Annotated in this window: 22 protein-coding genes; 10 read left to right on the top strand and 12 right to left on the bottom strand. The window is 71.7% G+C overall.

Features of this window, described 5'->3' with window-relative positions; translation table 11 throughout:
* Positions 1–77: 77 nt before the first annotated feature.
* Genes ACH4KB_RS10625 through ACH4KB_RS10580 form a run of 10 tightly spaced genes read right to left on the bottom strand, consistent with a single transcriptional unit; the run spans position 78 to position 10,625 of the window.
* Complete coding sequence (locus ACH4KB_RS10625) at positions 78–1,682, bottom strand: NADH-quinone oxidoreductase subunit N (RefSeq protein WP_398065569.1); 1,605 nt, start codon at positions 1,680–1,682, stop codon at positions 78–80.
* Positions 1,679–3,385, bottom strand: coding sequence for an NADH-quinone oxidoreductase subunit M (locus ACH4KB_RS10620; protein WP_398065567.1), 1,707 nt, complete (start codon positions 3,383–3,385; stop codon positions 1,679–1,681). The genes ACH4KB_RS10625 and ACH4KB_RS10620 overlap by 4 nt, the downstream gene beginning before the upstream one ends.
* Positions 3,382–5,382, bottom strand: a complete 2,001-nt coding sequence (locus ACH4KB_RS10615) for an NADH-quinone oxidoreductase subunit L (RefSeq protein WP_398065565.1) — start codon at positions 5,380–5,382, stop codon at positions 3,382–3,384. The genes ACH4KB_RS10620 and ACH4KB_RS10615 overlap by 4 nt, the downstream gene beginning before the upstream one ends.
* On the bottom strand, positions 5,379–5,840 hold the full coding sequence (nuoK, locus tag ACH4KB_RS10610; RefSeq protein WP_398065563.1) for an NADH-quinone oxidoreductase subunit NuoK: 462 nt from the start codon (positions 5,838–5,840) through the stop codon (positions 5,379–5,381). The genes ACH4KB_RS10615 and nuoK overlap by 4 nt, the downstream gene beginning before the upstream one ends.
* Complete coding sequence (locus tag ACH4KB_RS10605) at positions 5,840–6,559, bottom strand: NADH-quinone oxidoreductase subunit J (RefSeq protein WP_398065642.1); 720 nt, start codon at positions 6,557–6,559, stop codon at positions 5,840–5,842. The genes nuoK and ACH4KB_RS10605 overlap by 1 nt, the downstream gene beginning before the upstream one ends.
* Positions 6,559–7,167: a NuoI/complex I 23 kDa subunit family protein gene (locus ACH4KB_RS10600; protein ID WP_398065561.1), complete on the bottom strand. Its 609-nt coding sequence runs from the start codon at positions 7,165–7,167 to the stop codon at positions 6,559–6,561. The genes ACH4KB_RS10605 and ACH4KB_RS10600 overlap by 1 nt, the downstream gene beginning before the upstream one ends.
* Positions 7,167–8,129, bottom strand: coding sequence for an NADH-quinone oxidoreductase subunit H (locus ACH4KB_RS10595; RefSeq protein ID WP_398065559.1), 963 nt, complete (start codon positions 8,127–8,129; stop codon positions 7,167–7,169). The genes ACH4KB_RS10600 and ACH4KB_RS10595 overlap by 1 nt, the downstream gene beginning before the upstream one ends.
* Positions 8,126–9,493: an NADH-quinone oxidoreductase subunit C gene (locus ACH4KB_RS10590; RefSeq protein WP_398065557.1), complete on the bottom strand. Its 1,368-nt coding sequence runs from the start codon at positions 9,491–9,493 to the stop codon at positions 8,126–8,128. The genes ACH4KB_RS10595 and ACH4KB_RS10590 overlap by 4 nt, the downstream gene beginning before the upstream one ends.
* Entirely contained in the window at positions 9,490–10,182 is a 693-nt protein-coding gene (locus tag ACH4KB_RS10585; protein ID WP_398065555.1) for an NADH-quinone oxidoreductase subunit B, read from the bottom strand. The genes ACH4KB_RS10590 and ACH4KB_RS10585 overlap by 4 nt, the downstream gene beginning before the upstream one ends.
* Entirely contained in the window at positions 10,173–10,625 is a 453-nt protein-coding gene (locus ACH4KB_RS10580) for an NADH-quinone oxidoreductase subunit A (RefSeq protein WP_398065641.1), read from the bottom strand. Before ACH4KB_RS10580 ends, ACH4KB_RS10585 begins: the two co-directional genes overlap by 10 nt.
* Positions 10,626–10,878: 253 nt before the next feature.
* Between ACH4KB_RS10580 and ACH4KB_RS10575 the strand changes: the two genes are divergently transcribed.
* The 5 genes from ACH4KB_RS10575 (at position 10,879) to ACH4KB_RS10555 (ending at position 18,143) form a co-directional block, all read left to right on the top strand.
* A complete protein-coding gene (locus ACH4KB_RS10575) occupies positions 10,879–12,066 on the top strand; it encodes a sensor histidine kinase (RefSeq protein WP_398065553.1) in 1,188 nt (395 codons plus the stop codon).
* Positions 12,067–12,285: 219 nt separating this feature from the next.
* Positions 12,286–13,659: a sensor histidine kinase gene (locus tag ACH4KB_RS10570; RefSeq protein ID WP_398065552.1), complete on the top strand. Its 1,374-nt coding sequence runs from the start codon at positions 12,286–12,288 to the stop codon at positions 13,657–13,659.
* A 280-nt stretch (positions 13,660–13,939) separates the two neighbouring features.
* Positions 13,940–14,599, top strand: a complete 660-nt coding sequence (locus ACH4KB_RS10565; RefSeq protein WP_265603865.1) for a response regulator transcription factor — start codon at positions 13,940–13,942, stop codon at positions 14,597–14,599.
* 513 nt (positions 14,600–15,112) lie between these two features.
* Complete coding sequence (locus tag ACH4KB_RS10560; RefSeq protein ID WP_398065550.1) at positions 15,113–17,077, top strand: 2-oxoacid:acceptor oxidoreductase subunit alpha; 1,965 nt, start codon at positions 15,113–15,115, stop codon at positions 17,075–17,077.
* Positions 17,070–18,143 (top strand): 2-oxoacid:ferredoxin oxidoreductase subunit beta, encoded by a 1,074-nt coding sequence (locus tag ACH4KB_RS10555; protein WP_398065548.1) that lies wholly within the window; start codon positions 17,070–17,072, stop codon positions 18,141–18,143. Before ACH4KB_RS10560 ends, ACH4KB_RS10555 begins: the two co-directional genes overlap by 8 nt.
* 57 nt (positions 18,144–18,200) lie before the next feature.
* Here ACH4KB_RS10555 and ACH4KB_RS10550 read toward each other — a convergent pair whose 3' ends face one another.
* Positions 18,201–18,536, bottom strand: a complete 336-nt coding sequence (locus ACH4KB_RS10550) for a winged helix-turn-helix transcriptional regulator (protein ID WP_398065640.1) — start codon at positions 18,534–18,536, stop codon at positions 18,201–18,203.
* Positions 18,537–18,766: 230 nt separating this feature from the next.
* Here ACH4KB_RS10550 and ACH4KB_RS10545 point away from each other — a divergent pair, with 230 nt between their 5' ends.
* From ACH4KB_RS10545 to ACH4KB_RS10525, 5 genes are all read left to right on the top strand, one after another.
* Positions 18,767–19,627 (top strand): NmrA family NAD(P)-binding protein, encoded by an 861-nt coding sequence (locus ACH4KB_RS10545; RefSeq protein ID WP_398065546.1) that lies wholly within the window; start codon positions 18,767–18,769, stop codon positions 19,625–19,627.
* 242 nt (positions 19,628–19,869) lie between these two features.
* Entirely contained in the window at positions 19,870–20,868 is a 999-nt protein-coding gene (rarD, locus tag ACH4KB_RS10540; RefSeq protein ID WP_398065544.1) for an EamA family transporter RarD, read from the top strand.
* Between the two features lie 67 nt (positions 20,869–20,935).
* Positions 20,936–22,618 (top strand): FAD-dependent monooxygenase, encoded by a 1,683-nt coding sequence (locus ACH4KB_RS10535; protein ID WP_398065542.1) that lies wholly within the window; start codon positions 20,936–20,938, stop codon positions 22,616–22,618.
* Between the two features lie 19 nt (positions 22,619–22,637).
* Positions 22,638–23,150: a hypothetical protein gene (locus ACH4KB_RS10530; protein ID WP_398065540.1), complete on the top strand. Its 513-nt coding sequence runs from the start codon at positions 22,638–22,640 to the stop codon at positions 23,148–23,150.
* A 71-nt stretch (positions 23,151–23,221) separates the two neighbouring features.
* Entirely contained in the window at positions 23,222–23,581 is a 360-nt protein-coding gene (locus tag ACH4KB_RS10525) for a hypothetical protein (RefSeq protein ID WP_398065538.1), read from the top strand.
* A gap of 138 nt (positions 23,582–23,719) precedes the next feature.
* Here ACH4KB_RS10525 and ACH4KB_RS10520 read toward each other — a convergent pair whose 3' ends face one another.
* Positions 23,720–24,031: an SCO5918 family protein gene (locus ACH4KB_RS10520; protein WP_398065536.1), complete on the bottom strand. Its 312-nt coding sequence runs from the start codon at positions 24,029–24,031 to the stop codon at positions 23,720–23,722.
* Positions 24,032–24,063: the final 32 nt, after the last annotated feature.

The raw sequence follows: 24,063 nt of genomic DNA, 5'->3' as shown, positions 1-24,063 counted from the left end.
TTACGTGACGTATGCAGCCAAGACCATGCCCTGTGGCGGACGCCGTGGGCAAACCGGTCTTCCGGGGCCGGGAGGATTCAGAAGAGGCTGACGGAGGCGAAACGCAGGACGGCCTGCGGGACCCCGGAGAGCAGGATTCCGGCGGTGGCGGTGAGCACGATCGCCGTGGTGAGCGGGGTGGGGGCCCGGTGGCGGCGTGGTGGAACGGAGGCCGTGGATCCGGTGACGGTCCCGGTGGTTTCCGGGGTGCCCTCGGGCTCCCGGAAGAGGATCGCGGTCCACTGAAGGTAGTAGTAGAGAGCGATCACCACGTTGACGGCCATGACGACAGCGAGCCAGCCGAGGCCCGCGTCGACGGCCGCGGAGAAGACGGTGACCTTCGCGAAGAGCCCGATGATGCCGGGCGGCAGTCCGGCCAGGCAGAGCAGGAAGAACCCGAGGGCCAGGGCCGCGAGCGGACGGGTGGCGTACAGCCCTCGGTAGTCGGAGAGCCTGTTGCCGGGGTGGGTACGGGCGACGACGGCGGCGACCGCGAACGCGCCCAGGTTCACGACGGCGTACATGAGGGCGTACGCCACGGTGGAGCCGATCTGGTCGTCGCTGGAGTACGCGGCGGCGGCGATCGGGACCAGGAGGTAGCCGGCCTGGGCGACCGAGGACCAGGCGAGGAGGCGGACGGCGCTGCGGGCGCGGGCAGCGTTCTGGCGGAGGGCCGCGACGTTGCCGACGGTCATGGTGAGGGCGGCGAGGACGGCGAGGGCGGGCCCCCAGACGTCGGCGTACGAGGGGAACGCGACGACGGTGACCAGAATGAGCCCCGAGAACCCGACGGCCTTCCCCACGACGGAGAGATACGCGGCGATCGGGAGGGGCGCGCCGACGTAGGTGTCGGGGACCCAGAAGTGGAAGGGCGCGGCGGCGGTCTTGAAGGCGAAGCCGACGAGGGTGAGGGCGACGCCGGTCTTGGCGAGGGTGTCGAGCACCGGGGGCACGTCGTCGAGGCGGGTGGCGATCTCGGTGAGGTGCAGGGTGCCGGTGGCCGCGTACACGAAGCTGACGCCGAGCAGCATGACGGCGGTGGCGACGACGGAGGAGAGGAAGAACTTCAGCGCCGCCTCGGAGGAGCGCCGGTCGCCGCGCACGATGCCGACGAGGGCGAACGCGGGCAGCGAGGCGACTTCGAGGGCGACGACGAGCGTGGCGAGGTCGCGCGAGGCGGGCAGCAGGGCGGCCCCGGCGGCGGAGGCCAGGAGCAGGAACCAGTACTCCCCCGCCGGCAGTTTCCGGGTGTCGTCGAGCGAGAGCAGGACGGTGAGGAACGCGCCGCCGAGAACGAGGGCCTGGATGACGAGGGTGAAGTGGTCGGCGGTGTAGCTGCAGGCCTGGGCGCCGGTGGTGACGCAGAAGGTGGCCCGGTCCCCGGCGCGCAGGGGGATCAGGAGCGCCAGTGCGGCGGCGAGGGCGGTGAGGGCGCCGTAGCCGAGGAGCCGCTTGCGGTGCGCGGGCAGGAACAGATCGGCGACCAGGACGATCAGGGCGGCCAGCGCGGTGAGGGTGGGGGGCGCGATGGCGAGCCAGTCGATGGACTGGACGAGGCTGGGGGCATCGGCGGCGACGATGATGCCGGCGGCGTCGCCGGTGCCGTGGGCCAGGCCCGGGGCGGTGCTGAGGTCCGCGGTCACGACTTGCCTCCTGCGAGGAGCTGCTGCACGGCCGGGTCGGTGAGGCCGAGGAGGACGGCGGGCCAGAGGCCGGCGAGGACGGTGAGCGCGGCGAGCGGGGTCCAGGTGGCGGCTTCGTACGTCTGGATGTCGGCCAGCTGCGGGGTGGTGGATGGTGCGGGCCGGGTGCCGGCGGCCTCGGACGACTGGGGGCCGGACACTGCTCGCGAGCTGTCCGCCGTCTGCGAGCCGTCCGCCACTCGCGGGGCCCGGTCGTCGGGTGAAAGCCGGGAGTGGGGCGGGTGTTCGCCCATGCAGACGCGGCGGACGACGATGAGCATGTACGCGGCGGTGAGCAGGGTCCCGAACGCCCCGATGGCCATGAAAGTGCGGAACGCGGGGCGGCTGAGCCCTTCGGCGGGGCTGTACGCGCCGAACAGGGTGAGCATCTCGCCCCAGAATCCGGCCAGTCCGGGGAGGCCGAGCGAGGCGATGGCGGCGAAGGCGAGCAGGGCGCCGAGGCGGGGCGCCCGGCCGTAGAGGGCGGCCCCGGTCGCTCCGGCGAGAGTGTCGAGGTCGGCGGTGCCGTAGCGGTCCTTGATGGCGCCGACCAGGAAGAAGAGCAGGCCGGTGATGAGGCCGTGGGCGATGTTGGCGAAGAGAGCGCCGTTGACTCCGGTGGGGGTCATGGTGGCGATGCCGAGCAGGACGAAGCCCATGTGGCCGACGGACGAGTAGGCGATGAGCCGCTTGAGGTCGCCCTTGGCGCCGGTACGGGCCAGGGCCAGGCAGGCGAGGGAGCCGTAGACGATGCCGACGACGGCGAACGCCGCGAGGTAGGGCGCGAAGGTCCGCATGCCGTCGGGGGCGATGGGGAGCAGGATCCGGACGAATCCGTACGTTCCCATCTTCAGCAGGACGCCCGCGAGGAGCACCGACCCGACGGTGGGGGCGGCGGTGTGGGCGTCGGGGAGCCAGCTGTGCAGGGGCCACATCGGGGTCTTCACGGCGAGGCCGAGGCCGATCGCGAGTACGGCGATGACCTGCACGGATGTGGTGAGGCCCCGGCCGTTGTCAGTGGCGAGTGCCACCATGTCGAAGGTGCCGCTCTTCAGCCCGATGAGGAGGATGCCCAGCAGCATGACGACCGAGCCGAGCAGGGTGTAGAGGATGAACTTCCAAGCGGCCGCCTGCCGTTGGCCGCCGCCCCAGCGGGCGATGAGGAAGTACATCGGGATGAGGACCATCTCGAAGGCGAGGAAGAAGAGCAGCAGGTCGAGGACGGCGAAGGTGGCGAGGGTGCCGGATTCCAGGACGAGGACGAGGGCGACGAAGGCCTTCGGCGAGGGGCCCGCGGGCAGCTTGAAGTAGCTGTACAGCGCGCAGAGGAAGGTCAGCAGCGCGGTCAGGAGCAGGAGGGGGAGTGAGATGCCGTCGATGCCGAGGTGGATGCGGACGTCGAGCGCCGGGATCCAGCTGATGTCGGTGGTCGCCTGCATCGTGGCGGGGTGGTCGTGGTCGAAACCGACGGCCAGGACGATCGCGGCGATGAGGACGGCGCCGGTGACGGTCACGCCGTGGCGGAGCACGGCCTGGTCGGGGTTCTTCCCCTTGAGTCCGGGCGGGGCGGGGAGCAGGGCCGCGACGGCGCCGAGGAGCGGGGCGACGACGACGAACGCCAGAAGGAACTGCATCACGGACGCACTGATATCGATCACGGTCACGACCCCGCGTTGACGTTGGCGAAGACGACGGCGGCGATCGCCAGGACGAGGGACCCGGCGAGCAGGGCGCCGGCGTAGGTCTGCACATTGCCGGTCTGGGCCCGGCGGACGGCGGTGCCGAGGAGGCGCGTGACGGCGCCCGATCCGCTGACGTAGGTGTCGACGACCTCGCGGTCCAGGAAGCGGACGAGGCGGGCGGCTCCCTGGACGGGCCGGACGAACAGCACCGTGTACAGGGCGTCGAGGTGGAAGCCTGTGGCCGCGTGGCGGTGCAGCCGCCCGAGGAGGAGCCTGCCGGGGTCGGCCGGGTCGGGGGCGTCCGCGATGGTGCCGTAGACGGCGGTGTGGGACGTCATGGCCTCGGCTTCGACGAGGGCGGGTTCGACACCGGGGTGGGCGGCGACGGCGCCGATGGGGGTGCGGGCGGCGAGGGCGGTGGTGTGCCGCCACGCGCCGTAGGTGACAAGACCGCCGATGAGCGTGACGCCGGTGGAGAGGACGGCGGTGGTGAGGGACGGCGTGAGGCCGTGCCCGTCGAACCAGTCGCCGATCATGCCGACGGTGAGGCCGAAGGCGATGGTGGGTACGGCCAGGATCCACAGGACGGAGGTCATGGCGGCGGGCTGCTTGCCGTGGTCGGGGACTTCGGCGCCGCGCCCGCGGAAGGCGAGGAGCCAGAGGCGTACGGCGTAGGCGGCGGTGAGGAGGGCGGCGAGGAGTCCGGCGACCAGGATCGTCCAGCCGGCGGCGGCCGGGGCGACGCTCCGGTCCCCGAGGGCGGTGTGCTCGGCGGCGACGAGGACGGCTTCCTTGGAGAAGAAGCCGGCGAACGGCGGGATGGCGGACAGCGCGAGGAGCGCGACGGTCATCGTCCAGAAGGCGTCCGGGATGCGGCGGGCGAGGCCTCCCATCCGGGACATGGCGGCGAGCGAGTTGGTGCCCGCGGCGTGGATGACGACGCCCGCGGCGAGGAAGAGGACCGCTTTGAACGCACCGTGCGAGATCAGGTGGAAGACGGCCGCGCCCCGGTCGCCGACGGCCAGGGCGCCCGACATGTAGCCGAGCTGGCCGATGGTCGAGTAGGCGAGGACGCGTTTGATGTCGTCCTGGGCGAGGGCGGCGAGCCCGGACCCGATCATCGTGACGGCGGCCATCACGGCGAGGACGACGAGCGCCGCGCCGGAGGCCGCGAAGACGGGCAGCAGACGGGCCACGAAGTAGATGCCGGCGGCGACCATCGTCGCGGCGTGGATGAGCGCGGAGACGGGGGTGGGGCCGGCCATCGCGTCGGGCAGCCAGGTGTGCAGGGGGAATTGGGCCGACTTGCCGGCGACGCCCGCGAGGAGCAGCAGGGCGATGACGGTGGGGTGATCGAGTCCACCGTTGCCGACGGCGGCGAGGATCTTGGTGATCCGGAAGCTGCCGGTGTCGGCGGCGAGCGCGAACAGGCCGATCAGGAAGGGGACGTCGCCGAGCTTGGTGACCAGGAAGGCCTTGAGGGAGGCGGCCCTGGCCTCGGGGGTCTCCCAGTAGTGGCCGACGAGGAAGTACGAGCAGATGCCCATGATCTCCCAGCCGACCAGGAGCACCATCAGGTCGCCGGAGTAGACGACCAGGAGCATCGCGGAGGTGAAGAGGGAGACGAGGGCGGCGTAGGAGGGGTAGCGGGCGTCGTCGCGGAGGTAGGCCGTGGAGTAGAGCTGTACGCAGGTGGCGACGACGGTGACGAGGACGGCGACCAGAACGGCGAAGCCGTCGAGGTGCAGCGCCAGGTCGATCGGGACCGAACCGGTGGGCGTGAGCTGGGTCGCGGCGTCGATGGCCCGGCCGCCGCCCTGGCGGACGGCGACGGTCACGGCGAGCACGGCCGCGGTGAGGGTCGGGAGGATCGCCAGCGGGCGGACGAATCCGGGGGCGGTGCGGCCGACGGCGAGCCCTGCGGCCGCCCCGAGGAACGGGAGGAGGGGAACGAGTGCGGCGAGGGTCGTGGTGGTCACGTGGTGGCCTCTGCCTTCTTCGTCTTCCCTGTTCTCCCGTCGGCCCGGCCGGAGGTCGGCTCGGCGCCGTCGGTGCCGATGCCGGTGTCGGAGTCGGTGTCGACGGCGGCGGCGGCGGTTTCGGCGCTGTCGGGGAGCGTCTCGGCGGCGTCGGTCTCGGCGGTGTCGCGGAGCCGGTCGATGTCGGAGGTGCCCCGGTTGCGGTAGACGGCCAGGACGATCGCGAGGCCGATGCCGATCTCGGCGGCGGCGATGGCGATGGTGAAGAGCGTGAGCGCCTGGCCGGAGTGGAGAGTGTCGCGGAGCCAGATGTCGAAGGCGACGAGGTTGAGGTTGACGGCGTTGAGCATCAGCTCGACGGACATCAGGACCAGAATCGCGTTGCGGCGGGCGAGAACGCCGTAGAGGCCGACGCAGAAGAGGAGGGCGGCGAGCACGGCGGGATAGGCGAGGTGCATCAGCTCTGCTCCTCGTCGCCGGGTGTGCCGGGTGAGGCAGGGGTGTCGGGCGAGGCGGGGGTGTCGGGCGAGGCGGGCGGGCCCGGCCTGACCGTCCTGGGCTTGGCCGTCCCGTTGGTGCCGGGGCGGACGGTGGTGTCCGTGTCGCGTTTGCGGGACAGGACGATCGCGCCGACGAGGGCGGCGAGCAGCAGGACGGAGAGCGCCTCGAAGGGCAGCACCCAGTTCCGGAACAGGAAGGCGCCGGTCACCTTGGTGGAGCCCTGGGCCGGCCCGTCGAGGTCGATCCAGGTGGTGCGGAAGGCGTCGACCACGACCCAGACGAGGGCCGCCGCCGCCGCGGCGGCCACTCCGAGGGCGACCCACCGATTGCCCGAATCCGCGTCCGGGGAGCGGCCGATGGGGGCCCGGGTGAGCATCAGGCCGAAGAGGAGGAGGACGACGACGGAACCGACGTAGATCAGTACCTGGACCCAGGCGATGAACTCCGCGGTGAGCAGGAGGTACTCGACGGCCAGTCCGCCGAGCGCCACGACGAGCCAGAGCGCGGCGTGCACCAGCTGCTTGGTCGTCACGGTGATGACGGCGGCGCCGAGGGTGGCGAGGCCGACGAAAAGGAACGCGATCTCGACGCCGGACGGGGAGAGGAAACCGGGGTGGTCGCCGGCAGCGGTGGCGGTGGTGCCCACGGTCGCGGTGGCGGTGGCGTTGAGCAGCATCACGGGGTTCCTCCCTTCTCGTCTGCCTGCCCCTGCTGGTTCCGCTGCTCCTGCTGGTTCCGCTGCTTCTGCTGTTCCTGTGCGCGTTGGGCGGCGAGCTTGTCCGCTCCCTTGCGGGCTGCGGCGATCTCCTTCGGTTCCTCGGCCCCGGGGTCGAGGGCGGGCGGCTCCGGCACGGTCCACATCCACTCGCGGAGCTTGTCTCGCTCGTGGGTGAGTTCGTGGATGTCCGTCTCCGCGTACTCGAACTCGGGCGACCAGAACAGTGCGTCGAAGGGACACACCTCGATGCAGATACCGCAGTACATGCAGAGGGAGAAGTCGATGGCGAAGCGGTCGAGCACGTTCCGGCTGCGCTCACGGCCACCGGGGGCGGCGGGCGGCGACGTCTCCTTGTGGGAGTCGATGTAGATGCACCAGTCGGGGCACTCACGGGCGCAGAGCATGCAGACCGTGCAGTTCTCCTCGAACAGCCCGATGACGCCGCGGGAGCGGGGAGGGAGTTCGGGCTGGGTGTCCGGGTACTGCGCGGTGACGGTCTTCCTCGTCATCGTGCGCAGGGTGACGGCAAGGCCCTTGGCCAGGCCGGATCCGGGGATCGAGGGCATCAGTTGATCGCCACCTTCACGATGCCGGTGAGCGCGATCTGCGCGAGGGCGAGCGGGACGAGGGTGGTCCAGGCGAGCTTCTGCAACTGGTCCTCACGCAGGCGCGGATAGCTGACGCGAAGCCAGATGACGACGAACGCGAGAAGGGCGGTCTTGAGGATGGTCCAGAGCCAGCCGAGTCCATCGGCGCCGAACGGGCCGTGCCAGCCGCCGAGGAACAGGACGGTGGTCAGCGCGCACAGGACGACGATGCCCGCGTACTCGGCGAGGAGGAACAGGGCGAAGCGCAGACCGGTGTACTCGGTGTACGCGCCGAAGATGATCTCGGAGTCGGCCACCGGCATGTCGAACGGCGGGCGCTGGAGTTCGGCGAGACCGGCCACGAAGAAGACCAGCGCGCCGACGATCTGCCAGGGCAGCCACCACCACTCGAAGGCGTCGAGGATGCCGGTGAGCGAGACCGTCCCGGCAGCCATGGCCACGGAGGCGGCGGTCAGGAGCATCGGCAGCTCGTAGGAGAGGAGCTGCGCGGCGGTACGGAGGCCGCCGAGGAGGGAGAACTTGTTGGCGGAGGCCCAGCCCGCCATGAGGGAGCCGAGGACGCCGATGCCCATGACGGCGAGCACGAAGAAGATGCCGGCGTCGACGGCCTGGCCGACCGCGCCGGGGCCGACGGGGATGACCACGAGGACGAGGAGGTACGGGAGGAGGGCGACGGCGGGGGCGAGCTGGAAGACGCGACGGTCGGCGGCGGCCGGGACCACGTCCTCCTTCTGCGCGAACTTCACTCCGTCCGCGACGAGCTGGGCCCAGCCGTGGAAGCCGCCCGCGTACATGGGGCCCAGGCGGCCCTGCATGTGGGCCATCACCTTGTGTTCCGTCTGGCCCACGAGGAGGGGGGCGACCAGGAACACGACGAAGACGATGGCCAGACGGAGGGCGACGTCGGACACGTCGTTCACTCGGGATCGCCTCCGGCGGGGTGGTCTGGGGCGGGCCGCTCAGGGGCGGGGGCCGGCTTGTCGGGGGTGGCTTTGTCCGGGGTGGCTTCGTCGGGGGTGGGCGTGGGGTCGTCGGGGGGTGCGGGCTCGTCCTCGGGCTCGGCGGCCTCGCCGCCGGGGGAGGGTTCGTCGGCGAAGGCCGGTTGGGCGTCGTGCCATGGTGCGTCCGTGCTGCGTACCCGGGGCGGCGGCCCCGGGACGTCCCCGGGCGCGTCCGCCGCCGGACGTCGGCCGGCCGAGCCGTCCGAGGCGGAGCGGGCGCGACGTGCGGGCCGGGACGGTGGCGTCGCCGGCGCGCCCTGCTCCGGACTCTGACTGGCCGAACCTTCCGAAGCCGACCGGGAACGGCGCGCCGGAGCGGGCGCGGCCGCCGCAGTTGCGCCCGGGGCCGGCTGCTGGCTGGCCGAGCCATCGGACGCCGACCGGGAGCGGCGCGGGCGGGTCGTCGGGGGCGCCTGCGGGGGCGCGGACGCCTCAGCCGTTACGGGTGTCTCCGCACCGGCCACCGTGGGTGTCTCCGCGCCGGTCGCTGTGGGGCTCGCCGTGCCGGTTGCCGTGGGGGCGGCCTCCGTGCCGGTCGCCGCAGGTGTCTCCGCCGCGCTCGCCGTGGGGCGTTGTGCCGCCGATCCCTCGCCCGCAGTGCGGGTGCGGCGGGGCGGGCGGTCGGTCGCGGGGCGGGCCGCTCGGCCCGGGCGGGCAGCCGCCGGGGGGAGTTGGCCCTTCAGGGGGCCCCACTCGTTCGGGTCGGGCACCCCGGGCGGGAGCATCGCGCGACGCTTGGGACCGGTGTGGCCCTCCGCCGGCTCCCCCGGTTCCTTCGCCCCGGGCCAGGCCTTGGCGACGCGCGCTGCCAGGACGAAGTCCTTGCGCAGCGGATGGCCCTCGAAGCCTTCCGGCAGGAGCAGCGGTACGAGATGGGGGTGACCCTCGAACGCGACGCCGAACATCTCGTGCGTCTCGCGCTCGTGCCACGCGGCGCCGGCGTAGACGTCGATGGCGCTGGGCAGGACCGCCGCGTCGTGCGGCACGGTCGTGCGGACCATCAGCCGCCGCACCGTACCCGTGCCCAGGGCCACGACATGGGCGCAGACACGGAAGCCCGTGCCCGGTTCGTCCACGGCGCTGAGCCAGTCGAAGTAGCTGCACCCGAGCTCGTCGCGGGCCGTCCGCAGCGCGGTGAGCCAGGCGGAGGCGGGGACGTCGACGGTCAGCACGTCGTACGCGGACTCCGCCGTGGCCTCGCCGCCGAACAGGTCGGTGACCGCGTCCGGCAGCCGGTCGAAGGCGTCGGCCGCGGATCCCGTGTGCTGGTCGCTGTCGCTCATCGCCGCTCCTCCTCCTGTGTCGAGACCGGTGCCGTCGGGGCCGGTGCCGTCGGGGCGGCCACCAGGCCGCTGCGCAGGGCATCGGTGGACGGGCCACCGCCCTTGGCCCCCGTGGCCCCGGGGGCGTACCGCTCGGCGAGGGATTCGCGCGCGATCTTCTCCTGGAGCTTGAGAATGCCCTGGAGCAGCGCCTCGGGCCGGGGCGGGCAGCCGGGTACGTACACATCGACGGGGATGATCTGGTCGACGCCCTTGGTCACGGAGTACGAGTCCCAGTAGGGGCCGCCGCAGTTGGAGCAGGCGCCGAAGGAGATGACGTACTTCGGTTCGGGCATCTGCTCGTAGAGCCGCTTCACGGCCGGAGCCATCTTGTCCGTCACCGTGCCGGACACGATCATGAGGTCGGCCTGGCGGGGGCCTGGGGCGAACGGGATCACGCCGAGCCGGATGAAGTCGTGGCGGGCCATGGACGCGGCGATGAACTCGATGGCACAGCAGGCGAGTCCGAAGTTGAAGACCCAGAGGCTGTAGCGGCGGCCCCAGTTGAGGACGACCTTCATCGGCTCCGGTGCGAGCCTGGCGAGCACGCCGAGGCGCTTCGGCTCGGGGAGGAGGACCGGGCCGGACGAGGTCGGGGACGGGGGCGCGGGCTGCTGCGACGCGGGGGTCGGCCGGCTCGTCAGGCCCATGCGAGGACGCCCTTCTTCCATGCGTAGAGCAGTCCCACGGCCAGGAAGCCGAGGAAGATGAACATTTCGACCAGGGTCGTCGCCCCGTATCCGGGCGCCGCGAACACCGTGGCCCACGGGAACAGGAAGATGGAGTCGACGGCGAAGATCACGTAGAGGAACGCGTAGACGTAGTAGCGGACCTGCGTGTGCGCCCAGCCCTCGCCGACGGGGTCGACACCGCATTCGTAGGTGAGGAGCTTCTCCGGGGTGGGGACGACGGGGCGCAGCAGCCGTCCGGCCCCGAAGGCCACGGCGACGAACAGGACGCCGATCAGCGCGAGCAGGCCGATGACGGAATAGCTCTGGAAGTACTCCGAGGCGAGTGCGGTGGATCCATCCACCGGAACTCCGAATACCCCGGACACGCCGGACACGCCGGACACCCCGGACGCGCTGGTCATGCCCACCGCGTCCGCCACGCCGGTGACGTCCGCCACGCCGGTCACGTCCGTAACGTCGGTCACGTCCGCCCCTCGCTCCCTCGTCGTCGTCCGCATCTGTCCCGTGTACCTGTTCTGTTCTGTACGCACGGGAGTCTAGGGCCTGATAAACGGAGCGTAAGCAGCCGCGTCAGGCATCAGGTGGGGTTATCCCTACTTCACCCCACCCATGAGCCCCATGGTGTGCGCGGGTGCGGCCCGGCAGGCTGTGTGTATGACCATGAGCCCTTCCGCGCCGGATCCCGACCGACTGCCGCCCGCCCGCTTCGCCCTCGACCGGTGGACCTGGCGGGAGGTCGCGTATCTGCTCGCCAATCTGCCGTTGGCCGTCCTCGGGTTCGTCTACACGGTGGTCGTGATCGCTGTCGGCGCCGGGCTCTCCGTCACCGTGATCGGGCTGCCGCTGCTGGTCGGCGGGCTCCAGGGGGCGCGGCTGCTGGGCCGGGTGGAGCGGTGGCGGGCGCGGCGGATGCTCGGCGTGCGGGTGGAGGAGCCGAGTCCGCTGGCGCGCGGCCACCAGGGGCAGGGGTTCTTCGTCCGGCTGTGGGCGGGGCTCAAGGACCCGGTGGGCTGGCGGGCCTTGCTGTACGGGTTCATCCGACTGCCGTGGGGGGTGCTGACGTTCGCGGTGACGCTGGCGAGCCTGTTCGTCCTGTGGCCGGTGCTGCCGTTCATCACGCGGGGGCTGACGACGGTGGACCGGGTGATGGCCCGCGGGCTGCTGTCGCCCTCGGACGAGCTGGAGCGGCGCATCGCCGAGCTGGAGTCGGACCGGGGTGTGGTCGTGGACACCGCCGCCGCCGACCTCCGCCGCATCGAGCGAGACCTGCACGACGGCGCCCAGGCCCGTCTGGTCGCCCTCGCCATGGGGCTCGGCCTGGCGAAGGAGAAGCTCACCGACGACCCCGAGGCCGCGGCCCGCATGGTCGACGAAGCCCACGGCGAGATCAAGGTCGCCCTCCAGGAGCTGCGCGACCTGGCTCGCGGTATCCACCCCGCCGTCCTCACCGACCGGGGCCTGGACGCCGCGCTCTCCGCCATCGCTTCCCGGTGCACGGTTCCGGTCAAGGTGTCGGTGGGGCTGCGGGGGCGGCCGGCGGAGGCGATAGAGGGCATCGCGTATTTCACCGTCTCCGAGCTGCTGCAGAACGTCAGCAAGCACAGCGGTGCGCGGTCGGCCACGGTCGACGTGTGGCGTTCGGCGGACCGGCTGATGCTCCAGGTCACGGACGACGGCGGGGGCGGGGCCCGGATGGGCGGCGGTACGGGGCTCACGGGGCTCGCCGAGCGGCTCGACGCGGTAGACGGGGTGTTCGTCCTGGACTCGCCGGAGGGCGGGCCGACGACCGTCACCGCCGAGCTGCCCTGGCGCGACCGGACCGCAGCGCGGCCGGCCCCCTGACCACCCGACGCCCGGGGTGGGGAAAACCCCCGGGCGGATACGGAGAGGGACCTCATGGCGGGAAAGGCCGCCGACCAGGACCCTTGAGGGAGAACGGTCCGGGGTGACGGGCCGCCTCCGGCGCCATCGCGGCGCCCCACGCACCACCCCCCACCACCCCACTGCCCCACTGCACAGCCCACTGAGAGATTTCAGACAGAGACGGAACGGACGGGACTCATGGCAACGGCATACGGACCGGACACACGGGACCGGCAGCATCAGGGTTCCGGCCCCGGCTTCGGGGCGAGGACCCCAGCGAAGTCCCCGGCGAAGCACTTCCTCCCGGCGCCACTGCGTGCGCCGCTGGAGGCCCGTGCCTGGCGCGAGCTGCTCTACGCGCTGCTGAGCTTCCCGCTCGCCACGACCGCGTTCGTCTTCGCGGTCACCATGACGTCGCTGAGCGCGGGCCTACTGGTCACCTTCATCGGGATACCGGTCCTCGCCGCCGGGCTCGCCGTCTGCCGGGGCTTCGGTGCACTGGAACGGCACCGGGCGCGCGGGCTGCTGCGGGTGGAGGTCGCGGATCCGGAGCGGGTGCGGGGGAAGACCGGCGGCCCGTTGTCCTGGATGAGCGCGGTCCTCAAGAGCGGGGTGTCCTGGCGGCACCTGCTGTACGCGCTGCTCCACTTCCCGTGGGCGACGTTCACGTTCGTCGTCGCGATTACGTTCTGGACGTACGGCCTGGCGGCGCTGACGTACCCGCTGTGGTTCTGGCTCTTCCCGGTGTTCGGGGGGCGGGACGGTCTCCAGCTGTACGGGGACCGCACCCACCAGGAGTATCTGGACTCGCCGGGCGAGCTGGCGGCGACCGGGGCGGTGGGCCTGGCTCTGGTGCTGGCCGCGCCGTGGATCGTGCGGGGGCTGCTGTCGGTGGACCGGCTGATGGTCACCGGCCTGCTGGGGCCGTCCCGGCTGGCCACCAGGGTGTCCGAGCTGGAGTCGGACCGGGGTGTGGTCGTGGACACCGCCGCCGCCGACCTCCGCCGCATCGAGCGAGACCTGCACGACGGCGCCCAGGCCCGCCTGGTCGCCCTCGCCATGGATCTGGGTCTGGCGAAGGAGAAGCTCACCGACGACCCCGAGGCCGCGGCCCGCATGGTCGACGAGGCCCACGGCGAGGTGAAGGTGGCCCTTCAGGAGCTGCGCGATCTGGCCCGGGGAATCCACCCCGCCGTCCTCACCGACCGGGGCCTGGACGCCGCGCTCTCCGCGATAGCCTCGCGCTGCACCGTGCCCGTGACGGTCGAGGTGGACCTGGAATCGCGGCCCGCGCAGGCGATCGAGGGCATCGCGTACTTCACCGTCTCCGAGCTGCTGCAGAACATCAGCAAGCACGCCCGTGCGACCCGGGCCACGGTCGACGTGTGGCGGGCGGCCGACCGGCTGATGCTCCAGGTCACCGACAACGGCCGGGGCGGGGCATCTCCGGCCTCGGGCGGCGGCCTGGCTGGGCTGACTGAGCGGCTGGACGCCGTGGACGGGGTCCTCGTGGTCGACTCCCCGGCCGGCGGCCCGACGACGGTCACGGCCGAGCTGCCCTGGCGCGGCTGACCCCGAGCCCGGCGTCTCGCGCCTCTCCCCCGGTCTCCCGCTCCTCCCCGCTCCTCCCCGCTCCTCCCTGCTCCTCCCTGCTCCGCCCATCCCTGCTCCGCTCCTCCCTGCTCCGCGTTCTGGGTTATCCACAGGGGCCCCATCCGTGTCCGGGTCCTGGGATGCTTGTGCGGTCGGGGCGCGGTGCGCGGTGGTCGGCGTGGTGCGTGCGGGGTCGCGGGGAACGCGGCATATTCGGAACAGTGGGGGACTCGCAGTCGTGGAGAACGTGGAGAACAGGGTGCGCGTGGTCATCGCCGAGGATTCGGTCCTGCTCCGGGAGGGGCTCACCCGTCTGCTCACCGATCTCGGGCACGACGTGGTGGCGGGGGTCGGCGACGCGGAGGCGCTGCTCAAGACCGTGGCGGACCTCGACGCCCAGCAGGCGTTGCCCGACGTGGTGGTCGCCGATGTGCGGATGCCGCCGACGCACACCGACGAGGGCGTGCGCGCGGCGGTGCGGCTGCGGAAGGACTACCCGGACATCGGGGTGCTGGTCCTCTCCCAGTACGTGGAGGAGCAGTACGCCACCGAGCTGCTGGCGGGCAGCAGCCGCGGGGTGGGGTATCTGCTGAAGGACCGGGTGGCCGAGGTCCGCGAGTTCGTGGACGCCGTCGTCCGGGTGGCGCAGGGCGGGACGGCACTGGACCCGGAAGTGGTGGCGCAGTTGCTGGGCCGCAGCCGCAAGCAGGACGTGCTGGCCGGGCTGACGCCGCGCGAGCGGGAGGTCCTGGGGCTGATGGCCGAGGGCCGGACGAACTCCGCGGTCGCCCGCCAGCTCGTGGTGAGCGACGGGGCGGTCGAGAAGCATGTCAGCAACATCTTCCAGAAGCTGGGACTCTCGCCCAGCGACGGGGACCACCGGCGCGTCCTCGCTGTGCTGACCTACCTGAATTCCTAGACCTCTGACACCTTCATGACACTCTAAATACCTGACGAGCCGTCAGATACTCGTGAGAGTAGACGCGAGCCGCAGGCAGCCTTGTGCCGACTGACTATTCCGAGACCACTCCCGAGCCCACTTCCGAGCCACCCCCCAGCCACCCCCCAGCCAATCCCGAGGCGCTCTCGGAGCACCCCGGGAGCGCCCCGGGCGCATTGCGGGCATCGCGCGAGTCCGCGGGTGTCCGGCGGGTGCCGGGCGGGCACCTCTGATCAAGAAGGAGTCGACTGAAGCACGAGCGGCCGGAAGGGACTCAGGGGGCCTAGGACCAAAGGCCCAGGGAGCGGCCGTCTTCCATGTCTCGATCAGGGGGCTTGCAAAACGTGACAAACCTTAACCAAAGGGTGTCTCAAAAGAGCGTCCACCATATGATCGGTCCCCGGGAGGTCACCTACGCGGACGTAGGGTGGCCTCTGGGATCGCCGGCTGGCCGGACGGTTCCGAACCGCCGCCCAAGGGAGGTCCAGTTCAGTGACGAGCCAGGTCAGTAGCGCGGCAGAGAAGGCCGAAGAGGCCAACGACGCCGTCCTCGGGGGTCAGCGCGCCCCCCTGTCAGGTACGACGGGAACCACGGGCGGCGACGGGAAGGAGATCCGTCGCCTGGACCGGGTGATCATCCGTTTCGCGGGCGACTCGGGTGACGGTATGCAGCTCACGGGTGACCGGTTCACCTCGGAGACCGCTTCCTTCGGCAACGATCTCTCCACGCTGCCGAACTTCCCCGCCGAGATCCGCGCCCCCGCAGGCACCCTGCCGGGGGTCTCTTCCTTCCAGCTGCACTTTGCCGATCATGACATTCTGACCCCGGGCGACGCCCCCAACGTCCTGGTCGCGATGAACCCGGCCGCGTTGAAGGCGAACATCGACGACGTTCCGCGCGGCGCGGAGATCATTGTGAACACCGATGAGTTCACGAAGCGGCCGATGGCGAAGGTGGGGTACGCGACCAGTCCGCTGGAGGACGGTTCGCTGGAGGCCTACAACGTTCATCCGGTGCCGTTGACGACGTTGACGCTGGAGGCGTTGAAGGAGTTCGGGCTGCCTCGCAAGGAGGCGGAGCGGTCGAAGAACATGTTCGCGCTGGGCCTGCTGTCGTGGATGTATCACCGGCCGACCGAGGGGACGGAGACGTTCCTGCGGCAGAAGTTCGCGAAGAAGCCGCAGATCGCCGAGGCGAACGTGGCGGCCTTCCGGGCGGGGTGGAATTTCGGCGAGACGACCGAGGACTTCGCGGTCTCCTACGAGGTGGCCCCGGCCTCGCAGGCCTTCCCCACCGGCACCTACCGCAACATCTCGGGGAACCTCGCCCTGTCCTACGGGCTGATCGCGGCCGGGCAGCTGTCGGAGCTGCCGTTGTATCTGGGGTCGTATCCGATCACTCCGGCCTCGGACATCCTGCATGAGCTGTCGCGGCACAAGAACTTCGGTGTGCGGACGTTCCAGGCGGAGGATGAGATCGCCGGGATCGGTGCGGCGCTGGGCGCGGCCTTCGGCGGGGCGCTGGGCGTCACGACGACGTCCGGCCCGGGGGTGGCGCTGAAGTCGGAGACGATCGGCCTCGCGGTCTCCCTGGAGCTGCCGCTGCTGATCATCGACATCCAGCGGGGCGGGCCGTCGACCGGGCTGCCGACCAAGACCGAGCAGGCCGATCTGTTGCAGGCGATGTTCGGCAGGAACGGTGAGGCCCCGGTTCCGATCGTGGCCCCGCGGACTCCGGCCGACTGCTTCGACGCCGCGATCGAAGCGGCCCGGATCGCCCTGGCCTACCGCACCCCGGTCTTCCTGCTCTCCGACGGCTATCTCGCCAACGGCTCCGAGCCCTGGCGGATCCCGGAGACGTCGACGCTGCCCGATCTGAAGACCCCCTTCGCCACCGGGCCGAACCACACGCTGGCGGACGGGACGGAGGTGTTCTGGCCCTACAAGCGCGACCCGCGGACCCTGGCCCGTCCGTGGGCGGTCCCCGGGACTGCCGGCCTGGAGCACCGAATCGGCGGGATCGAGAAGCAGGACGGCACGGGCAACATCTCCTACGACCCGGCCAACCACGACTTCATGGTCCGCACGCGCCAGGCCAAGATCGACGGCATCGAGGTCCCCGACCTCCAGGTCGACGACCCCGCCGGGGCCCGCACCCTGGTGCTCGGCTGGGGATCGACGTACGGGCCGATCACCGCGGCGGTGCGCCGGCTGCGGGCCGCAGGGGAACCCATCGCCCAGGCCCACCTCCGCCATCTCAACCCCTTCCCGAAGAACCTCGGCGAGGTGCTGGCGCGCTACGACAAGGTCGTCGTCCCGGAGATGAACCTCGGCCAGCTCGCCATGCTGCTCAGGGCCAAGTATCTGGTGGACGCCCACAGCTACAACCAGGTCAACGGAATGCCGTTCAAGGCCGAGCAGCTCGCCACGGCCCTCAAGGAGGCCATCGATGCCTGACACCGAGGAACTGCGCCACAACGATCTGCTACAGCTGGTGCCCAAGGCCGAGGCGAAGCAGTCCATGAAGGACTTCAAGTCCGACCAGGAAGTCCGCTGGTGCCCCGGCTGCGGCGACTACGCGGTGCTCGCCGCCGTCCAGGGGTTCATGCCGGAGCTGGGCCTCGCGAAGGAGAACATCACCTTCGTCTCCGGAATCGGCTGCTCCTCCCGCTTCCCGTACTACATGAACACCTACGGGATGCACTCCATCCACGGCCGTGCCCCCTCCATCGCGACCGGGCTCGCCACCTCGCGGCGTGACCTGTCGGTCTGGGTCGTCACCGGCGACGGCGACGCCCTCTCCATCGGCGGCAACCACCTCATCCACGCCCTGCGCCGCAACGTCAACCTCAAGATCCTGCTCTTCAACAACCGGATCTACGGGCTGACGAAGGGCCAGTACAGCCCCACGTCCGAGCTGGGCAAGATCACCAAGTCCACGCCGATGGGGTCGCTCGACGCGCCGTTCAATCCGGTGTCCCTCGCCATCGGCGCGGAGGCGACGTTCGTGGCGCGCACGGTCGACTCCGACCGCAAGCACCTCACCAGCGTGCTGCGCGCGGCCGCCGAGCACTCGGGCACGGCGCTGGTGGAGATCTACCAGAACTGCAACATCTTCAACGACGGCGCTTTCGAGGTCCTCAAGGACAAGGAACAGGCCGCCGAGGCCGTCATCCGCCTCGAACACGGGCAGCCGATCCTCTTCGGCTCCCAGGAGCCCAAGGGTGTCGTGCGCGATCCGGCCACCGGCGATCTGAAGGTCGTGGCCGTCACGGAGGAGAACCGCTCCCAGGTCCTCATCCACGACGCCCACGCGGAGTCGCCGACGACAGCGTTCGCGCTGTCCCGGATCGCCGACGCGGACACCCTGCACCACACCCCCATCGGCGTGCTGCGCAGCGTCGAACGGCCCGTCTACGACACGCTGATGTCCGACCAGCTCGACGCCGCCGTGGAGCAGAACGGCAAGGGCGACCTCGGCTCGCTCCTCGCCGGCAACGACACCTGGACCGTCGTCGGCTGAGGCCGGGCGAGGACCGTACGCGTACCGCCCGGGGCCCGGGCTTGATCCCCCACGGGGTCAGGCCCGGGCCCCGTCGTATGCCTCGCGTGCCGCCTGCACCGCGCCCACCTGGCGTTCGGTCCAGCGGGCGAGCGCCCAGACCTGTTCGGCGGCCTCGATGCCGAGCGGGGTGAGCGTGTAGTCCACCCGCGGCGGGATCACCGGCTTCGCGTCCCGGTGGACGAAGCCGTCGCGTTCCAGCGTCCGGAGGGTCTGGGCCAGCATCTTCTCGCTGACCCCGCCCACCGCGCGGCGCAGTTCGCTGAAGCGGTACGAACGCTCCAGCAGCGCCGCCAGCACGAGGACGCCCCAGCGGCTCGTCACGTGCTCCAGGATCAGCCGGGACGGGCACATGGGCTGGTTGACGTCCCAGGCCAGGAGAGAGGGCAGGGCCGCACTACGGCCTTCCCCCGGACGACCCGGTCGTGGAACCTCCGCACTCTCTGCCATGCCAGTACCTTACTTCGAAGTGGGTACTTTCTTATGGTTAGCGCTGCCCGTAAGGTCGTAACCGAAGCACAGAAACGGACCAAACCACCGGAACCGCTTCGTCGAATCACCGAACCACCGAATCGGAGACCCTCATGAGCATCGTTGTCACCGGAGCCACTGGCGCGCTCGGCCGCCTCGTCGTCGACGCCCTGCTGGCCGAGGTACCGGCCCGCGAGGTCGTCGCGGTCGTGCGCGACAAGGAGAAGGCCGCCGCGCTCGCCGCCCGGGGCGTGGAGCTGCGCATAGCGGACTACGACCACCCCGAGTCCCTCGCCGGAGTCTTCCGGTCCGGCGACCGGGTACTGCTGATCTCCGGCAGCGAGGTGGGCAAGCGGGTGCCACAGCACGCGGCGGTCGTCGACGCGGCGAAGGTGGCGGGCGTCGCCCAGCTCGCGTACACCGGCGTGCTCGGCGGGCCGGACGCGGACTTCACCCTGGCCGACGAGCACAAGGCCACCGAGCAGCTGATCCTCGACTCCGGGCTGCCGTACACGTTCCTGCGCAACGGCTGGTACACCGAGAACTACACCGCCAACCTGGCCCCGGTCCTGGAGCACCGCGCGGTGCTCGCCAACGCGGGCGAGGGCCGTGTCGCCTCCGCCTCCCGGGCTGACTACGCCGCCGCAGCGGCCGCCGTGCTGACCGGCGACGGCCACCTGAACACCGCCTACGAGCTGAGCGGCGACACCGCCTGGTCGCTCGCCGAGTACGCCGCGCTGCTGTCCGAGCTGACCGGCGAGGAGATCACGTACAAGAACGTGCCGGCCGCCGCGCACCAGGAGGTCCTGGTCGGCGCGGGACTGCCCGAGGGCTTCGCCGCGATCCTCGTGGACGTGGACAAGGCGATCGGACGGGGTCGGCTCGCGGGGACGAGCGGCGACCTCGCGCGGCTCATCGGCCGCCCGACGACGCCCCTCGCCGAGACCGTGCGCGCCGCCCTGCCCGCCGCCTGAGCCACTACGCGCCCCTGCGCACCGCAGCCCCGCGGCCCCGCCGCACCACCTTCCCCTCCATGCACCCCGGCCCGCCGCCCCGAGCGCGGCCCGGCCCCCGGCCCCCGGCCCCCTGCCCCCGCCCTGCCCACCCGCCACGAGTGTCATGAGTGTTTCCGTGAGACGGCTATGACACGAAGCCCTTCCGGCGCTACCGTCGTGCCGTCGGCGGATCCGCCGACGCGGCCGGGCCGGGAGGGCACGTGGAGGGGAAGAACGAACAGCGGGCAGGCCTGCTGTACGGAATCGGCGCGTACGGGATGTGGGGCCTGGTCCCGCTGTTCTGGCCGCTGCTCAAGCCGTCCGGGGCGATCGAGATCCTCGCGCACCGGATGGTCTGGTCTCTCGGCGTCGTCGCCGTCGCCCTGCTGGTCGTACGCCGCTGGGCCTGGATCGGCGAACTGGTCCGCGACCGGCGGAAGCTGAGCCTGATATCGGTCGCCGCGGCGACCATCACCGTCAACTGGGGTCTCTACATCTGGGCCGTGAACAACGGCCAGGTCGTCGAGGCCTCGCTCGGCTACTTCATCAATCCGCTGGTCACCATCGCCATGGGCGTCCTGCTGCTGGGCGAACGGCTGCGGCCGGTCCAGTGGGCCGCGGTCGCCACAGGGCTGGTCGCCGTCCTCGTCCTGGCGATCGGGTACGGCAAGCCGCCCTGGGTCTCGCTGGTGCTGGCGTTCTCGTTCGCCACGTACGGCCTGGTGAAGAAGAAGGTCAACATGGGCGGCCTGGAGTCGCTGGCCGCCGAGACCGCCGTGCTCTTCGTGCCCGCGCTCGGCTTCCTGCTCTGGCTCGCCGCCACCGGCGGGTCGACGTTCACGACCGGGGGCGCGGGGCACGGGTTCCTGCTCGCCGCGACGGGCATCGTCACGGCGGTGCCGCTGATCTGCTTCGGTGCGGCGGCGGTCCGGGTGCCGCTCTCCACGCTGGGGCTGCTCCAGTATCTGGCCCCGGTCTTCCAGTTCGGGCTGGGCGTCCTGTACTTCAACGAGTCGATGCCGCCCGAGCGGTGGGCCGGGTTCGCCCTGGTCTGGCTGGCGCTGTCGCTGCTGACCTGGGACGCGCTGCGGACCGCCCGACGCAACCGGGCGCTCGCCCTGAAGCTGCTGGCGACAGCGGCCACCGCACCCGGGGCCACATCCCCGGGCTCCCCATCCTCACCCTCGGCCCCGGACCCCACGGAGCAAAAGGTTACCTAGTTGCTTTTCTTACTCGGTTACGTTTCCCTGGTTCCGGATGAACGGGAAGCGTGGCCGAAGGAGAGGCATGGGCATGACCGACGTACTCATCGTGGGAGCGGGACCCACCGGGCTGGTGCTGGCCTGCGACCTGGCCCGGCGCGGCGCGGCCGTACGGATCGTGGACCGGTCCCCCGCCCCGCCGCGCACCTCGCGCGCCAAGGGCCCCAACCCCCGCTCGCTGGAGATCCTGGACGATCTCGGAGTGGTCGAGGAGGTGCTCGCCGCCGGTTCGGCCCCGCTGCCGATGCTCAAGTACCGCGATCGCCTCCCGGTCGCGGAGGCCGATCCGTGGGCGGACGCCGCGCCGTCCCCGGACGCCCCCTACGACCGGGGGTGGCTGATCGCCCAGTGGCGGCTGGAGGGGATCCTCCGCGACCGGCTGGCCGGGTACGGCGTCCGCGTCGAGCCGGGCCGCGAGGTCGTGGGTCTGACGCAGGGACGGGGCGAGGGCGACGGAGGCGACGGGGGCCATGTCGACGTCACGTACGCCGATGGGCCGGCCGGGCGGGCCCGGTACGTCGTCGGCTGCGACGGCGCGCACAGCTCCGTACGGAAGCTGCTCGGGATCGGGTTCGAGGGGACCACCGACGAGGACCAGGTGATGGTCTGCGGCGATGTCGACCTGGCCGAGGGTGCCCTGGACCGCACCCGCTGGCACCAGTGGTTCGACGAGGACGGCGCGGTGATGCTCTGCCCGATTCCCGGCACGCGGACGGGCTGGTGGTTCCAGGCCGGGCCCGAGCGGGACGGCCGGGGACGGCCGCTCGCGCCCACCGTCGACGGGTTCAGGCGGCTGCTCGCCCACCACACCGCCCTGCCCGGCCCGGCCCTGGCGCGGGCGGAGCTGCTGTCGACGTACCGGGTCAACGTACGGATGGCGGACCGGTACCGGGCCGGGCGGGTCCTCCTCGCGGGCGACGCGGCGCACGTGCACGCCATCGCGGGCGGCCTCGGGATGAACACCGGCATCCAGGACGCGTTCAACCTGGGCTGGAAGCTGGGGCTGGTGCTCGCCGGTCACGCGGACCCGCAGCTGCTGGACACCTATGAGGAGGAGCGGCTTCCGGTGGCCGCCCGGACCCTGGACCTCACATCGGAGCGGCTGCGGGCCACCCTGGAGGCGATCCGTCGCCCCGGCGGCGGCCTGGACGCGGCGTTCACCGCCGACACCACCGGCCTGGGTGTCGGCTACCGCTGGAGCTCCCTGGCCGTCGGGGGCCGGGAGGCGGAGGCCGACAGGCCCGGCCCGCGCGCCGGTGACCGCGCCCCGGACGCCCCCTGTGCCGACGCCACGACCGGGGTACGGACCCGGCTTCACCGCGTCTTCGCGGGCCCCCGCACCACGGTCCTCGGTTTCGGCCCGGGGAGCGCGGCGCTCCTGCGCGGGACGGCGGACGCGTACGGCGACGCCGGGGTGCGGGTCTGCCGGGTGTACGCGGCGCACGAGGACCGGGCCGGGGGCTCGGAGCCGGACGTGGTGGAGCCGGGAGCGGTGGTCGACGATGCGGGCCACGCGGCCGCCGCGTACGGAACGGAAGCCTCCGGTCGTACCGGCGCGGGCACCGTCGTGGTCGTCCGCCCCGACCACCACGTGGGCCTGGTCGCTCCGGCGGACGACGCCCGTTCCGTACGGGAGTACCTGCGTCGGCTCCACGGAACGGGCCGGTCCGCGGAACGGTCCCCCGGCATGGTGGACGCCGTGCGGTAAAGGCTGATTGAGTGCCCGGATGGGGACTGTCCTGGGGGCCATGAGGAACGTGCGGTGGCACGAGTTGCAGCACGCGTACGGCTCCGCGTCCCAGGTTCCCGGTGTGCTGTCGCGGATCGCCTGGGGTGACGCGCCGACCTCGGACGAGGCGCTGAGTGATCTGGAGCGCTGGATCGGCACCCCGCCCGTCTTCGACTCGACGGCGGCGGCGGTCCCGTTCCTCTGGGAGCTGGCGGCGACGGACACGGTCAGGGACCGGGCGGGCGTCCTGGACCTGCTCGCCACGATCCTGGCGGCCGGCAACCCCGAGCACCCCGCCTGGACCCGCGCCGCGCACGACGCGGTGGCGGCGGGCCGCTCCACGGCCGCCCGGCTGGGCGCCGCGCCCGGCCCGCCCGGCCTGCCCGAGGCCGGGGACCCTTCCTCGGCGCGGACCGTGCGCACGGCTGCCGCCCGCCTGCTGGCCGCGATCGACCGGCACACCTGCCCCGCCTGCGCCGGCCTCCCACCGCGCCGGGCCCAGGCGCACTGACCCGGCGCTGTGGACGCCGGTGACGGCACACCCCTCGAACCGGCCGGACAGCGGTGCATAGGATTGGGCCCATGTCGAAGCCTGACGAACTGCTTGTTGATATCGCTGCCCTGGTGGAGTCCGGGCACAGCAATCAGATGACCCTGACCGTGGTCGCCGGTGGTGCTGTCATCACGGGGCGACTGGCTCCCGAAGCAGCCTGGAGGCAGCGGGTGTCGGAGGTCCTGGCCGACTCGGCCCAGCTGAGCGAGTTCTCCGCCGCCTTCACCGCCCCGGCACCCGGGGAGAAGGCTCCCACGCATCTGCACTTCCATGTGGCGCGGATTCTGCAGGGCACGGTGGGGATCCCGGAGACGGGCGGGATGTACCGCGTGGCGATCGATGACGTCAGCGCCTGGACCATGGGCGACTTCAGCTACTCCGACCACTGAGAGCACACCGCCGCGCGCTGACCGCTGACCTCTCGGCACGCGGCGAGGGCCCGGCCGGCGTCCGCCGGTCGGGCCCTCACTGTTTTCCGGCGGTGGGCTCGCGGTTCGTTCTGGTGGCGGCCCGCGCCTGCCCGCCGGTCAGGCAGCGGCAGGAGCGCCGAGCAGGGTGGAAGCCTGTCGGAACGCGCCGACGGCGCGCTGGGGCGCGGCGCTGCGCGGGAGGCCGGGGCAGGTGAAGCCGAGCCGTGTCATGGCCCGGAGGACTTCACCGGCGCTGAAGTCGCGGCGGTCCTGACGGGTGAGGACCTGCCCGACCTGCTTGATCGGGTAGGTCCGGCGGCCGATGATCACGGACGCGCCGATGACCTGTTCGGGCTTGACGCCCCTCATGGTTTCCAGGACGCCGCTCTTGGTGAGGTCGAACGGGAAGCGGGCGATGACGCAGCGCATGGTGCCTCACAGGGAGTGGAAGGGGACGGTGC

The sequence above is a fragment of the Streptomyces sp. NPDC017520 genome (assembly GCF_044329855.1).
Lineage (GTDB): Bacteria > Actinomycetota > Actinomycetes > Streptomycetales > Streptomycetaceae > Streptomyces.
This window is presented reverse-complemented; position numbering and strand designations above follow the sequence as displayed.

What these genes read in the sequence shown, in the direction of transcription:
- ACH4KB_RS10570 (WP_398065552.1), top strand. Translation starts at nt 12,286, where the DNA reads ATGGCAACGGCATACGGACCGGACACACGGGACCGGCAGCATCAGGGT.
- ACH4KB_RS10575 (WP_398065553.1), top strand. Translation starts at nt 10,879, where the DNA reads ATGACCATGAGCCCTTCCGCGCCGGATCCCGACCGACTGCCGCCCGCC.
- ACH4KB_RS10530 (WP_398065540.1), top strand. Translation starts at nt 22,638, where the DNA reads ATGGGGACTGTCCTGGGGGCCATGAGGAACGTGCGGTGGCACGAGTTG.
- ACH4KB_RS10520 (WP_398065536.1), bottom strand. Translation starts at nt 24,031, where the DNA reads ATGCGCTGCGTCATCGCCCGCTTCCCGTTCGACCTCACCAAGAGCGGC.
- ACH4KB_RS10535 (WP_398065542.1), top strand. Translation starts at nt 20,936, where the DNA reads ATGGGCATGACCGACGTACTCATCGTGGGAGCGGGACCCACCGGGCTG.
- nuoK (WP_398065563.1), bottom strand. Translation starts at nt 5,840, where the DNA reads ATGCACCTCGCCTATCCCGCCGTGCTCGCCGCCCTCCTCTTCTGCGTC.
- ACH4KB_RS10525 (WP_398065538.1), top strand. Translation starts at nt 23,222, where the DNA reads ATGTCGAAGCCTGACGAACTGCTTGTTGATATCGCTGCCCTGGTGGAG.
- ACH4KB_RS10550 (WP_398065640.1), bottom strand. Translation starts at nt 18,536, where the DNA reads ATGTGCCCGTCCCGGCTGATCCTGGAGCACGTGACGAGCCGCTGGGGC.
- ACH4KB_RS10580 (WP_398065641.1), bottom strand. Translation starts at nt 10,625, where the DNA reads ATGACCAGCGCGTCCGGGGTGTCCGGCGTGTCCGGCGTGTCCGGGGTA.
- ACH4KB_RS10605 (WP_398065642.1), bottom strand. Translation starts at nt 6,559, where the DNA reads ATGCTGCTCAACGCCACCGCCACCGCGACCGTGGGCACCACCGCCACC.
- ACH4KB_RS10545 (WP_398065546.1), top strand. Translation starts at nt 18,767, where the DNA reads ATGAGCATCGTTGTCACCGGAGCCACTGGCGCGCTCGGCCGCCTCGTC.
- ACH4KB_RS10585 (WP_398065555.1), bottom strand. Translation starts at nt 10,182, where the DNA reads ATGGGCCTGACGAGCCGGCCGACCCCCGCGTCGCAGCAGCCCGCGCCC.
- ACH4KB_RS10600 (WP_398065561.1), bottom strand. Translation starts at nt 7,167, where the DNA reads ATGCCCTCGATCCCCGGATCCGGCCTGGCCAAGGGCCTTGCCGTCACC.
- ACH4KB_RS10590 (WP_398065557.1), bottom strand. Translation starts at nt 9,493, where the DNA reads ATGAGCGACAGCGACCAGCACACGGGATCCGCGGCCGACGCCTTCGAC.
- ACH4KB_RS10555 (WP_398065548.1), top strand. Translation starts at nt 17,070, where the DNA reads ATGCCTGACACCGAGGAACTGCGCCACAACGATCTGCTACAGCTGGTG.